The organism is Paraburkholderia aromaticivorans (assembly GCF_002278075.1).
Taxonomy (GTDB): Bacteria; Pseudomonadota; Gammaproteobacteria; order Burkholderiales; family Burkholderiaceae; genus Paraburkholderia; species Paraburkholderia aromaticivorans.
The window spans coordinates 2,728,945-2,742,056 of the sequence record NZ_CP022989.1; the positions used below are offsets into that span (position 1 = coordinate 2,728,945).

The 13,112-nt window shown below is 64.7% G+C and carries 9 protein-coding genes; 4 read left to right on the forward strand and 5 right to left on the reverse strand.

Annotated features, from left to right (window positions below):
• Nucleotides 1-55: 55 nt before the first annotated feature.
• Nucleotides 56-2,401: a Tex family protein gene (locus CJU94_RS12485; RefSeq protein ID WP_095418947.1), complete on the reverse strand. Its 2,346-nt coding sequence runs from the start codon at nucleotides 2,399-2,401 to the stop codon at nucleotides 56-58.
• Nucleotides 2,402-2,836: 435 nt separating this feature from the next.
• Here CJU94_RS12485 and CJU94_RS12490 point away from each other — a divergent pair, with 435 nt between their 5' ends.
• The 3 genes from CJU94_RS12490 (at nucleotide 2,837) to yoaA (ending at nucleotide 6,432) form a co-directional block, all read left to right on the forward strand.
• The gene (locus CJU94_RS12490; protein ID WP_095420324.1) at nucleotides 2,837-3,766 is read left to right on the forward strand and encodes a hypothetical protein; all 930 of its coding nucleotides are present in this window, start codon (nucleotides 2,837-2,839) and stop codon (nucleotides 3,764-3,766) included.
• Between the two features lie 127 nt (nucleotides 3,767-3,893).
• Nucleotides 3,894-4,112 carry a DUF465 domain-containing protein gene (locus CJU94_RS12495; protein ID WP_007181361.1) on the forward strand — a complete coding sequence of 73 codons (219 nt, stop codon included), beginning with the start codon at nucleotides 3,894-3,896 and terminating at the stop codon, nucleotides 4,110-4,112.
• 64 nt (nucleotides 4,113-4,176) lie between these two features.
• A complete protein-coding gene (yoaA, locus tag CJU94_RS12500) occupies nucleotides 4,177-6,432 on the forward strand; it encodes a DNA repair helicase YoaA (RefSeq protein ID WP_095418948.1) in 2,256 nt (751 codons plus the stop codon).
• Between the two features lie 183 nt (nucleotides 6,433-6,615).
• On the opposite strand, the gene CJU94_RS41755 is transcribed toward yoaA, so the two are convergent.
• Nucleotides 6,616-6,891, reverse strand: a complete 276-nt coding sequence (locus tag CJU94_RS41755) for a hypothetical protein (protein WP_091792954.1) — start codon at nucleotides 6,889-6,891, stop codon at nucleotides 6,616-6,618.
• A gap of 232 nt (nucleotides 6,892-7,123) precedes the next feature.
• Complete coding sequence (locus CJU94_RS12515) at nucleotides 7,124-8,383, reverse strand: cupin domain-containing protein (protein WP_095418949.1); 1,260 nt, start codon at nucleotides 8,381-8,383, stop codon at nucleotides 7,124-7,126.
• Nucleotides 8,384-8,415: 32 nt separating this feature from the next.
• On the opposite strand from CJU94_RS12515, the gene CJU94_RS12520 reads away from it, so the two are divergent.
• The gene (locus tag CJU94_RS12520) at nucleotides 8,416-8,955 is read left to right on the forward strand and encodes an FKBP-type peptidyl-prolyl cis-trans isomerase (RefSeq protein WP_011488927.1); all 540 of its coding nucleotides are present in this window, start codon (nucleotides 8,416-8,418) and stop codon (nucleotides 8,953-8,955) included.
• Here the strand turns inward: CJU94_RS12520 and CJU94_RS12525 are convergent.
• Nucleotides 8,935-10,308: a hypothetical protein gene (locus CJU94_RS12525; protein ID WP_095420325.1), complete on the reverse strand. Its 1,374-nt coding sequence runs from the start codon at nucleotides 10,306-10,308 to the stop codon at nucleotides 8,935-8,937. The genes CJU94_RS12520 and CJU94_RS12525 overlap by 21 nt on opposite strands.
• On the reverse strand, nucleotides 10,295-12,979 hold the full coding sequence (mutS, locus tag CJU94_RS12530) for a DNA mismatch repair protein MutS (protein WP_095418950.1): 2,685 nt from the start codon (nucleotides 12,977-12,979) through the stop codon (nucleotides 10,295-10,297). The genes CJU94_RS12525 and mutS overlap by 14 nt, the downstream gene beginning before the upstream one ends.
• Between the last annotated feature and the right edge of the window lie 133 nt (nucleotides 12,980-13,112).

Consider the following 13,112-nt stretch of genomic DNA (forward strand, 5'->3'; position numbering starts at 1 on the left):
GACGCTCGGCAAGCACAGCCGGCGCGTGAGCGAATCACGCGCTTAACCCACGAGCTTACTTCTGCTTGAGCTTGGCGAATGCAGCCGCCATCGCGCCGCCCGGTTCCGGCTCGCGCGAGCGCTGTTGCGGCGCGCCGCGTCCACCGCCGCTCGAGCGGCCCGCGCCGCCGCGCTCCTGCTGGCCGCCGCCGCTGCGCGCCGCGGCCACACCGACCTCGTCGTCCATGCGCATGGTCAGCGCGATACGCTGGCGCTTCACGTCGACCTCCAGCACCTTCACCTTGACGATCTGCCCGGCCTTGACGACTTCGTGCGGGTCCTTGATGAACTTCGTCGACATCGCCGAGACGTGCACCAGACCGTCCTGATGCACGCCGATGTCGATGAATGCGCCGAATGCCGCCACGTTGGTCACGACGCCTTCGAGCACCATGCCCGGTGTCAGATCGCTGACCTTCTCGACGCCTTCGCGGAAGGTCGCCGTCTTGAACTCGGGACGCGGGTCGCGGCCCGGCTTTTCGAGTTCGAGCAGAATGTCGCGCACGGTCGGCAGCCCGAAACGATCGTCGACGAATTCCGCGGGCGACAGGCCCCGCAACGCGTCGCGGTTGCCCAGCACTTCACCGACATGCTTGCTGATTTTCGCGAGCATGCGTTCGACGACCGGATACGCTTCCGGGTGCACCGACGAACGGTCGAGCGGATTCTCACCGTTGTTGATGCGCAGGAACCCGGCAGCCTGCTCGAAGGTCTTGTCGCCCAGCCGCGGCACCTTGCGCAGATGTTCGCGCGACGGGAACGGACCGTTCGCATCGCGATAGTCGACGATATTGCGCGCCAGCGTGGCATTCAGGCCAGAGACGCGGGCGAGCAGCGCGACGGACGCGGTATTCGCATCCACGCCGACGGCGTTCACGCAGTCTTCGACCACGGCATCCAGCGAACGGGCCAGCTCGCGCTGGTTCACGTCGTGCTGATACTGGCCGACGCCGATCGCCTTCGGCTCGATCTTCACCAGCTCCGCGAGCGGATCCTGCAGACGGCGCGCAATCGACACCGCACCGCGCAGCGACACGTCCATGTCGGGGAATTCCTTCGCCGCGAGTTCGGAGGCCGAGTACACCGACGCGCCGGCTTCGGACACCACGATCTTCTGCAGCTTGAATTCCGGATGACGCGCGATCAGTTCGCTCGCGAGCTTGTCCGTTTCACGCGACGCCGTGCCGTTGCCGATGCTGATCAGTTCGGCCTGCGTCTGCGCGCAGATGCGCGCGAGTTTCGCGATCGAGCCGTCCCAGTCGCGGCGCGGCTCGTGCGGATAAATCACGTCGGTGGCGAGCACCTTGCCGGTGCGGTCGACCACGGCGACCTTCACGCCGGTACGCATGCCCGGGTCGAGGCCGATCACGGCCTTCGGTCCGGCGGGCGCGGCCAGCAGCAGGTCCTTCAGATTGCGCGCGAACACGCGGATCGCTTCGTGCTCGGCTTCGTCGCGCAGATTGGTCAGCAGTTCGTTTTCGATATGCGGCTGCACCTTCACGCGCCAGCACCAGCGGCACACGTCGGAGAGCCACTTGTCGGCCGGACGGTTCTGATTGGCGATGCCGAAGTGGCGCGCGATCAGCGCTTCGCCCGGATGCGGCACCTGCGCGTCCAGTTCCTCGCCGAGACCCAGCTTGACCATCAGCACGCCCGCATTGCGGCCGCGGAACAGCGCCAGCGCGCGATGCGACGGCACGGTGCGGATGGTTTCCGCATAGTCGTAGTAGTCGCGGAATTTTTCTTCCTCGGCGTTTTCCTTGCCTTCCACCACTTTCGACGACACCACGCCCTGGTTGAACAGATACTCGCGCAGCTTGCCGAGCAACTCGGCCGTTTCGCCGAACTGCTCCGAGAGGATGTCGCGCGCGCCGTCCAGCGCGGCCTTGAGGTCGGCGACGCCTTTTTCGGCGTCCACGTAGGCGGCGGCTTCCGTTTGCGGGTCGAGCAGCGGATTGGCGAGCAGCGCGTCGGCAAGCGGCTGCAGGCCGGCTTCGCGGGCGATCTGCGCGCGCGTGCGGCGCTTCGGCTTGTACGGGAGATACAGGTCTTCCAGCACCTGCTTGCTGTCGGCGCCTTCGATCGCGGCGCGCAGCTCGTCGGTCAGCTTGCCCTGTTCGTCGATGCTGGCGATGATCGCGGCGCGCCGGTCTTCCAGCTCGCGCAGATACAGCAGGCGTTCCTCGAGGTTACGCAGTTGCGTGTCGTCGAGATTGTCGGTCACTTCCTTACGGTAGCGGGCGATGAACGGAACAGTCGCTCCTTCGTCGAGAAGTTGCACCGCGGCCGCGACCTGGCGCGGCTGGACGGACAGTTCGGCGGCGATGCGCTGTACGATCTTGAGTGCTACGGTTTCCGTCATAAGGTCTTGGTGTTCCTGCGGACTCAGTTCGGGGGCCGCGCGCTAACCGCACGTGAAGGCACGTTAGGGCACGTGAGGCACATGGGGCACGTCCGGGCACGCCGGGCGTGCGCGCTGCGACCAGGTTGCTGGAGCGGGGCATTTTGCCATAAATGCAAAAGGGCTCAACCGCGGGGTGATAGAATTTCGGGCATGTTCCGCTGCCCCTCTACGACGTTGCCGATCTCCTTGTCCATCAACCGCCTGGGCTCTCGCTTGGTCTCCTGCTTGACACCCCGGCTGGCACAATTGCCGCCGTTTTTATCGTCGCGTTTTTTATCGCGCTGGCTGTCGTGCTCCCTGTCGCGCTTTTCGCCACGCTCGCTGCGCTCACCGCTCGGCTTGCTCGTGTCGGCTTCGCGCCCGCTGGTCGGCGCAGCGCTTCTTTCCAATGGCGTGTTGCTCGCGTCGTGTGCGTCGTGCGTTCTCGCCGCCGCGCTCGTCGCGTCCACGCCGGCCGCGGCGCAATCCGCGAGGCCGGCCGGCAGCGGCGCGGCGCGACCCGCCGGCGCTCTCGCGCCGGCGGCTGCGCCGGGCGCAGAGGCGGCGAGCGCCACGAATGCGCAGGGCGGCACGAGTGCCGACGGCACGGACAACGCCGACGCGCCGACCAGCGCTTTCGACGCGCGCCAGAAAGCCCTCGATCAGCGCACCGAGGAGAACAACTATCGCTATGGCGTCGCGGAACACGACTGCTATAGCAAGTTTTTCGTCAATTATTGCCTGAACAAGGCGCGCGACAGCATGCGCTCGGTGCAGGCCGACATTCGCAAGGAACAGCTTGCGCTCGACGGCGAACAGCGCACGCAGCGCGCCCGCGAGCGCGACGAGAAGGCCGCGCTGAAACGCGCGCAGGACGAAGCGAACGCGCCGCAGCGCGCCGCCGAAGACGCGCGCAACGCCCAGGCTTACGAAGACAAGCAGCGCCAGCATCAGCTCGATCAGGCGCAGCGCGCCGCCGAGGCGCCGCAGCGCAGCGCCAATGAGCAGGCCTATCAGGAAAAGCAGCGTCAGCATGCGCTGGATCAGGCGAAGCGCGGCGTCAGCCCGTCGCAGGCCGCGGCCAACCAGCAGGCGTACGATCAGAAGCAGGCCGACTTCCAGCGCAAGCTCGACGAAGCGCGTGCCCAAGGTGCGCAGAAGGCCCAGGAGCGGGTGCAGAAACAGCAGAGCTTCGAGAAGAAGCAGGCCGACGCGGCGCAGCACAAGGCCGACGTTCAAGCGCGTCAGAAGCAGGCGGCCGAGAAAGCCGAGCAGAAACGTCAGGACGCGCTGAAACAGCAGCAGATCGAAGAGCAGCAAAAGCAGCAACAACAGCAGCAGTAACAGTGCCGGAGTGAGCCCTGAGCGTGTGTGGCAGGGCCGTAGTCGCCGTAACGCGTTTTAAGCCGGACAGCAACCTCAGGCATCGGGCGGCATACGCCGCCCGTGCCGTCGACGAGAGGAGGCGAGTATGCGCGATCAACATCACGTCATCAACGCGGACACACTTCGCGACCGTATTCTGCAACTGGAATCGGAGCATAGTGGCCTCGACCGCCTGATCGACCGAATGTCGGATGAGCCCGGCATCGACGACTTCGAGTTGCAGCGCCTGAAAAAGCGCAAACTCAAAGTCAAGGACACCATCATCTTGCTGCAGTTGCAGCTCGAACCGGACGCACGCGCCTGAGTCCGCAGCCTGGCAGGCGCCGGGCGCGCGCCGCGCGAGCCGGACTTTGCAGGAAGCGCTTGCCTTGAATTCACCGCTTGAAACTTCATCCCGTGTCACGCCGGGCGACGACGCATCCGCAGCCGCTGCACCGGCGCCGCGTGCGCCCGCGTCCGCGCTGAGCGCGTCGCTCAACCCGCGCCGCGCCGCCGAACTGGACGAGATCTTCGCCGACAACGGCTTGCTGGCCCGTCAGATCGACGGATACCGCTCGCGTGCGTCGCAGATCGAAATGTCGCGCGCCGTGGCCGCAGCTATGGAAGCGTCGGGTCGCGCGATGCCCGAACCCGCGATGTTCGAGGCGCAGAAGCGTCCGGCGCGGCGCCTGCAGGCGCCGGGCGCCGAGGCCACCGCGCAGCCCACAGAGAACGCCGAATCGGGCGGCCTCGACGGCAGCGAGAACACGCTGATCGTCGAAGCCGGTACGGGCACGGGGAAGACCTACGCCTATCTCGTGCCGGCCATGCTATGGGGCGGCAAGGTGATCGTCTCCACCGGCACGAAGCATCTGCAGGACCAGCTCTTTCAGCGTGACATTCCGACCGTGCGCGATGCGCTCGCGGTGCCGGTATCGGTCGCCATGCTTAAAGGTCGCGCGAACTACCTGTGTCACTACTATCTCCAGCGCACCGCCGATAACGGCCGTCTGCCGTCGCGCCAGGAAACTTCGTATCTGCAGGATATCGTGCGCTTCGCGAAGATCACGCGCACAGGCGACAAGGCCGAACTGGCCAGCGTGCCCGAAACGGCCGCGGTGTGGTCGATGGTCACGTCGACACGCGAAAACTGTCTCGGCCAGGAGTGTCCGCATTACAAGGACTGCTTCGTAATGCAGGCGCGCCGTGAGGCGCAGCAGGCGGATATCGTGGTGGTCAACCACCATCTCTTTTTCGCCGACATCATGTTGCGCGATACGGGCATGGCTGAGTTGCTGCCTACCGCCAATACCATCATCTTCGACGAAGCACACCAGTTGCCCGAAACAGCCACGCTGTTTTTCGGCGAGACGCTTTCGACCACGCAGTTTCTGGAACTGGCGCGCGATTCGGTGGCTGAAGGTCTGGGCCACGCGCGTGAAACGGTGGATTGGGTCACGCTCGGCTCGACGCTCGAACGTGCGGCGCGCGATGTCCGGCTTGCCTTCAAGGAAGACTCGGTGCGCCTGTCGATTGGCCAGTTGCCGGACGACCATCCGCTGTTTCCCGCGCTCGAAACGCTGGAGACGGAACTCGATGCCCTCGCGTCCGCGCTGGCGGGTCAGGCCGAGCGCGCCGAATCGATCGGCGCGTGTCTGCGCCGCGCGCGCGAGTTGCAGGGCGTGCTCGCCGGCTGGACCACGCCGCCCACGCAGACCGAGCGCGAGGCGGCTGATGCCACCTCGGCGGACGGCAAAGCCGAGCGCGCCGACCCGAACGAAAAGGTGCGCTGGATCGAAGTCTTCGCACATACCGTGCAATTGCACGAAACGCCGTTGTCGGTCGCGCCGATCTTTGCGAAGCAGCGCGCCGGCGTGCCGCGCGCGTGGATCTTCACGTCGGCTACGTTGTCGGTGCGCGGCGATTTCACGCACTATGCCGCGCAGATGGGTCTGAACGCAAAACGTTCAATGACGCTGCCCAGTCCTTTCGACTATCCGACGCAGGGGCTGCTGTACGTGCCGCGCAATTTGCCGCAGCCGTCCTCGCCGATGTTCACCGACGCCGTCTTCGACGCCGCCTTGCCGGCGATCGAGGCATCGGGCGGCGGCGTCTTCATGTTGTGCACGACGCTGCGCGCGGTGGACCGCATCTCGGCGAAGCTGCGCGACACGATCGAAGCGCGCGGCTGGGACTATCCGCTGCTCGTGCAGGGCGATGCGAGCCGTACCGAGTTGCTGGATCGGTTCCGGTCGTACGGCAATGCGATTCTGGTGGGCAGCCAGAGTTTCTGGGAAGGGGTGGACGTGCGCGGCGACGCTTTGTCGCTCGTGGTGATCGACAAGCTGCCGTTCGCTCCGCCCGACGATCCCGTTCTGTCGGCGCGTCTCGACGCGCTCACCAAGAAGGGCTTGAGCCCGTTCGCCGTGCATCAGTTGCCGCAGGCCGTGATTACGCTGAAGCAGGGCGCAGGGCGCCTGATTCGCGCTGAGACCGATCGCGGCGTGCTGATGATCTGCGACACGCGCCTCGTCGATAAACCGTATGGGCGCCGTATCTGGCAAAGCCTGCCGCCATTCAAACGCACACGTGAGATCGAGGTGGTGCGCGAGTTCTTTGAAGAGAACGCAACACCGGCTCAATAAGCTGATTGACGCCGATCGAGGCTGATTGGAATTGGATTGGAATCACTGAACGCCGTTGAAAAAGCGGCGCTTAAATGACAAAACGCCACGGATGTGAATCCGTGGCGTTTTGCTTTACCGCCCGGGAAATCGCGATGATTTCCCGATGCAGTTTTCGCCCAGAGGCGAACCCTATGCAGCAGCTTACTGGCTTGCGCCCGAAGCCGGGGCAGCAGCCGAAGCAGCAGCGTCCGAAGCAGCAGCGCTTGCGTCCGAAGCAGCGGTCGTAGCCGAAGCAGCAGCGTCGCTCGCAGCAGCAGCAGCACCCGAAGCAGCAGCAGCCGAATCCGAAGCTGCGGCAGCCGGTGCCGAAGCAGCAGCTGCGTCGCTAGCCGGGGCAGCGGCCTGGTCGTTGCTCTTGTTGCATGCAGCCAGTGCCACAGCTGCCAACAGGGATGCTACGAGGAGGGATTTCTTCATGATCACGTCCTTTTATGGTTTAAAGGTAAGCAACAGCGCAAAATAAAACCGGTAATGTGCTCCAACACCGACCTGGGCCGCTGGTGGAGACGCTCTTCTGACGAGCTGGAATCTTCCCTACGGCTTGGGCGGAAATTATATGCACTTTCGTACTGACAATCCATAAATCCGGGGTCAATACGTTGTCTTTCTCATACAAAATTTCACTGTACGGTATAGCAGGTAGGCGGAGTTACGCAAGCTCGCCCACTTGTATCCAGCCCGCACAATACCACTCGTGTAGCCGTGCTGTCACCGACGAATCGTGTGAGAGTGTTACAAAGCGTTTCGCACTCATAGACCGGTGATCTGCGAGGTCAAACAACCACTTTTTTGCGCCGTCGAATGACGTTTCCTCTCCATTTACGAAGAAAAAACGGCGGTTGTACAACAAATTAGTCTTCCGGTCCAGTCGAATACCCGACTTCGATGCCTGACTGATGAAACGTGCTTCATTAAGCGGCCTTTGCGGCGGATCAAAGACGACACTCGGCTTGGGTTCGCTGAGATACGTACCAAGGAACGACGCAATATCCTGCTCTTTCCATTTGATGCCAGCAAGGATTGCGCCAACCCTTTCGACCAGCGCGGCCGGCAGTTCGGCCGGACGCTCGACAGCGGGCTGCTGCGGATCGCGATAAAGCGCACCCGCGCTGCCCGCCGCCTCGCCGCGCTCGGCCAGATGGTAGAGGAACTGCGCGGTCAATTCGCTCGTGGAGGGCGCGCGAAAACCGATCGAACAGGTCATGCATTCGCCTTCGGCGATTCCGTCATGCGCGATGTGCGGCGGCAGGTACAGCATGTCGCCCGGTTCGAGCAGCCATTCCTCTTCGGCCTGGAAATTCTGTAAAACTTTCAACGGCAAGCCGGCTTGCAGTGTCAGATCTTTCTGCGCGCTGATGCGCCAACGTCGCTTGCCTTTTACTTGCAAAAGAAACACATCGTAGGAATCGAAGTGGGGGCCTACGCCGCCGCCGTCGCTTGCATACGAGATCATCAGGTCGTCGAGGCGCGCGTCCGGCACGAAACGGAAGCGGTCGAGCAAGGCGCGCGCGCGGTCGTCGTAGAGATCCACGCCTTGCACGAGGAGGGTCCACGCGCGCTGCTTGAGCGACGGCAGTTCGTCAGGCGCGAACGGACCGTGCTCCAGCTGCCATTTATTGCGGAAATGCGTGATCAGACGTGCCTCGACTTCGTCCCGATCGGCCAGTTCGAAAAATGCTTCGCGCGAGAGCGGTGCCTCGACGTTCGGAATCGCCTGGCGAATCAGCAATGGCTTCTTCTGCCAGTAGCGGCGCATGAATTGCGACGGCGTGAGATTGCCGAGCAGCGGTGTCGGCGTGTCTGGCGAGGGCGGCAGAACCGGAGCAGCGGGCAGGGCCGGCTTTGAAGCCGGCGACGAATTCCGTGCCGATGCAGCGTCGGCCGGGTGGTCAGTGGGCCGCTTGGGCATCGTATAATGTGAGTTGTATTCTGGAGAATCGAATGAAAATCGCAAAGAACACCGTCGTGTCGGTCGCTTACAAGCTGTCGGATGCGCAGGGCAATCTGATTGAAGAAAGCGACGAGCCGATGGTCTATCTGCACGGCGGCTATGATGGCACGTTCCCCAAGATCGAGGAAGAGCTCGACGGCCACGAGGCCGGCTTCGAGACCCAGATCCAGCTCGAGCCGCAAGACGCGTTCGGCGAATACGATCCCGATCTCGTGAAGATCGAGCCGCGCGATCGCTTCCCGGAACCGCTCGAAGTCGGCATGCAATTCGAGGGCACGCCGGAAGAGGGCGACGAGGATCTCGATTCGCTCGTCTACGTGGTGACCGACGTCGCGGAAGACAAGGTGGTGCTCGACGGTAACCATCCGCTTGCCGGCATGGCGCTGCGTTTCGCGTTGACCGTGAAAGACGTGCGTCCCGCTACCGAAGACGAAATCCAGCATGAACACGCGCACGGCGCCGACGGCCTGGAAGTTCTCGACGACGACGAGGACGATGAAGAAGACAAGTCAGGGCCCACGCTGCACTGAGCTGGCGGGCAGGCCGGGCACGCTTGAAGTAGCGCCTGGCGTGCGCGGCTGCGTAGCGGAAGCGGGCGGAGTGGAAGTGGCCGGCCCGTATCCACCGCCGCCCTGATCGGCCGGTATGCGCGGTTGCTGATCCAGTTGCGAATCGCCCGGCGACTGCAGCAGCGGCGGCAATTCCGAAGCGGGGCCGAGCGCCGGTACAGCCGGCATCGAAGCCGCCGGTTCGTCGCGCGGCATTACGGGTTGCGCCGTGGGCATCGGCATTTGCTTTGGCACGTCGCGCACACTCACGCGGAACGGCGGTTTTCTGCCAAGGTCCGCTTCAACCTGAATCCACTGATTGAGACGGTCATGCGGCGCGAGCGCGACACGCGTGAGATTCGTCACCAGCATTCCCTTGTCGTTGCGTAGCGGCTGATCGATCACAAAGCCGGCGCTCGCGCGTTCGTCGTCGCAATGAATCACCAGCACCGGTCCGTGGAATATCTGCGCGAGCTTGACGAGGCTGCGCTTGAATTCCAGGAAGCCGTCGCGGCGGGTGTTGCGCGCAAACCGCAGCCACGCAAAACGGTCGGGGCGTTCGTAACGCTCCGGGTCCGGATCGCCTTGAATGAACACGACAATCGCGCGCGCGTCGCGACGTTTCGCGAACTCGCCGGCGTGTTCGAGCCAGAACGCGTTGGCGATCACGCGATCTTCGAATTCGCCATTGCGTCCGCCCGCGGTCAGATAATGATTGTTGGGACTCGGCGCGTTCAGGCCGACGAACACGGTGTCGCCCGCTTGCCAGCGCACGTTCTCGCGATACGGGCGAAAGCGCGAGACTTCGCTTTCACGCGTGAGTGCGATCGGGTTCTGCCCCATCGACGTGGCGTCGGCGAAAAGTGTCTGACGCAACAGATCGAGCCGCTCGACCGGATCGAAGCCGCCGGCCTCGGCCGTGCCGCAATCGGCCCAGTCATGCTGGCCGGGAATGAAGAAGAGGGCGGGCCGCGACGTTTCGAGCAACGCGTGCCGACGTTCGTACAGCGCGTCGCGGCAGGCCTCTTTCGCGCCCTTCAGATTACCGTCGTACACGATGAACGACATGTCGCGCTCGCGGCTGATCGCTTCGATCAGCCGCTGCGTCGGGGTTTCGTCGGCGCTGCTTTGCATCGTGTTGGCGATGACCGCGAAGGTGTAGCGCGGCGTGTCGGCGTGGGCCGCCGGCGCGAAGATTGCCAACCCCGCCGACAACCCCGCCGACAACCCCGCCAGCGGCACGCCGCCTCCCGAGAGCGTGAGGAGGGCGAGAGTCAGCGCCGCGCGAAGTTTGCGCGGACGCTGCGAGCGCCTGTGTGCGTCAATGATCCGCATCCGGCGCCGCGGCCAGTTCATGCAATTCGTACAGCAGGTCGAGTGCTTCGCGCGGCCGCAAATCGTTCGGATCGATGCCGCGCAAGCGCTCGACGAGCGCCTGCATGGCGGGCGACACAGGCGGCTTCTCCTTCGCGTCGCGCTCGTCATCCGCGTCTTCGAGCAGCATTGGCAAGGGCGTGGCGAACAGATCGAGTTGCGGCGCGGGCTGTGCGGCCGACTGCTGTTCGAGATGCGCAAGATGCTTGCGCGCCGCGCGAATCACCGCATTCGGCACGCCGGCGAGTTGCGCGACCTGCAGACCGTAGCTCTGATTCGCTGGCCCTTCGCTGACTGCGTGCAGGAACACGATGCCGTGCCCATGTTCGACCGCCGACAGGTGCACGTTGGCCGCCTGCGCAAACTCCGCCGGCAACTGCGTCAGTTCGAAGTAGTGGGTGGCAAAGAGTGTATGGCAGCCGTTGTGCGCGAGCAGATGCCGCGCGATGGCCCACGCCAGCGCGAGGCCGTCGAAGGTGGAGGTGCCGCGGCCGATCTCGTCCATCAGCACGAGGCTCTGCGGCGTGGCGTCGTTCAGGATCGCGGCGGCCTCGGTCATCTCGACCATGAAGGTGGAGCGGCCGCCGGCGAGGTCGTCCGCCGCGCCGATACGCGTGAAGATACGGTCGATCGGGCCGAAGGCGGCGCGCCGCGCGGGCACGTAGCTGCCCACATACGCGAGGAGCGCGATCAGCGCGGTCTGCCGCATGAAGGTGGACTTGCCGCCCATGTTCGGACCGGTGATCAGCAGCAGTTTGCGCTCGGGCGTAAGCGTGCAGTCGTTGGCGATGAACTGCTCGACCTGCGCCTCGACAACCGGATGCCGTCCCTGCTCGATTTCGATGCCGGCCTCCGGCGAGAACGTCGGCGCGACCCAGTCGAGCGCGCGGGCGCGCTCGCCGAAGGCCGCGAGCAGATCGAGCTCGGCGAGTGCCGAAGCCACCCGCTGGCAATCCGGGATGAAGGGCAGCAGCGCCTGCAGCAACGCGTCATAAAGCGAGCGTTCGCGGGCGAGCGCGCGTTCCTGCGCGGACAGCGCTTTGTCCTCGAACGTTTTCAGTTCCGGCGTGATGTAGCGCTCGGCGTTCTTCAGGGTCTGACGGCGGCGATAGTCGTCCGGCACCTTGTCGGTCTGGCCGCGCGTGACTTCGATATAGAAGCCATGCACCTTGTTGTACTCGACGCGCAGATTGCCGATGCCCGTGCGCGCGCGCTCGCGGGTTTCGAGGTCGATCAGGAACTGCCCGCAGTTTTCCGAAATATCGCGCAACTCGTCCAGCTCGGCATCGTAGCCGCGCGCGATCACGCCGCCGTCGCGCACCATGGCCGACGGTTCCTGGGCGACCGCGCGCCTGAGCAGTTCGACGCAGGCTTGCGGCGGCTCGAGCGAAGCGTCGATGCGCGCCAGCGAATCCGCATTCGGCGAAACGGCCGCGAGCTGCGTGCGCAACTCGGGCAATGCAATGAAGGTATCGCGCAGGCTCGACAGATCGCGAGGCCGCGCCGAGAGCAGCGCGAGACGCCCGGTGATCCGCTCGATGTCCGAGATCTGCCGCAACGCGCCGCGCAACGCGTCGACGCCCGCGCCCGGCGGCGCGTCGAGCAAGGTGCCGATCGCCTGCTGGCGCGCTTGCGCCACCGCCGATTCGCGCGGCGGATGATGCAGCCAATGGCGCAGCAGACGGCTGCCCATGGTGGTGCAGCAGGTGTCGAGGAGCGAACACAGCGTGGGCGACTCGGTGCCGCGCAGTGTTTCCGTCAGTTCGAGGTTGCGGCGCGTGGCGGGGTCGAGGCCGATGTATTCGGACTCGTATTCGACCTTCAGACTGCGCACGTGACGCAACTGCTGGCCTTGCGTGGCGGCGGCGTACAGCAGCAACGCGCCGGCTGCGCCGCACGCGCAGGTCAGCGAATGCGCGCCGAAGCCGTCGAGCCCGGCCACTTCCAGCTGATCGCACAAGCGCTGCGTGCCCGAGTTGATGTCGAAGTGCCAGACCGGCACGCGGGTGAGGGCGCCCGCGTTGACCGGCGGCGTCCAGCTCGCCGAGTCGCTGGGCGTGTCGGCTACCAGAATTTCCGCGGGACGAATCCGTTCGAGCGCGGCCGCCACCTGGTCGGGCGCGACTTCGGCGAGGCGCAATGCGCCGCTTGCCAGATTCAGCCACGCGAGGCCGACGCTGGTCGCGACGCCGCGCCGATTGTGGGCGACGCACATGGCCAGCAGGTAGACATCGCTCTTGTCGGACAGCAGCGCGGCGTCCGTAAGCGTGCCCGGCGTGACCACGCGCACCACTTTGCGCTCCACCGGGCCCTTCGACGTAGCCGGATCGCCGATCTGCTCGCAGATCGCGACGGATTCGCCGAGCTTCACGAGCTTGGCCAGATATTGCTCGACCGCGTGGTGCGGCACGCCGGCCATCTTGATCGGATTGCCTGCCGACGCGCCCCGTTGCGTGAGTGTCAGATCGAGCAGACGTGCGGCTTTTTCCGCATCTTCGAAAAAGAGTTCGTAGAAGTCGCCCATCCGGTAGAACACCAGCGTGCCCGGATGATCCGCCTTGATGCGAAGGTACTGCTGCATCATCGGGGTGTGCTGTGCGACGTCGTTGGCCGCAGCGGTTTGAATGCCCATCCTCGGTGTTTTCTTGCGTTAGCTGTTCAGGGCGTGAGTTTAACCTGTCGCCAGGGGAACGGACCCTGGCGGGACGGCCAGTCCGCATCGCGAACCCCATGTCCGGGCGGCAACCCGCGCGCGGAGGTCGCCG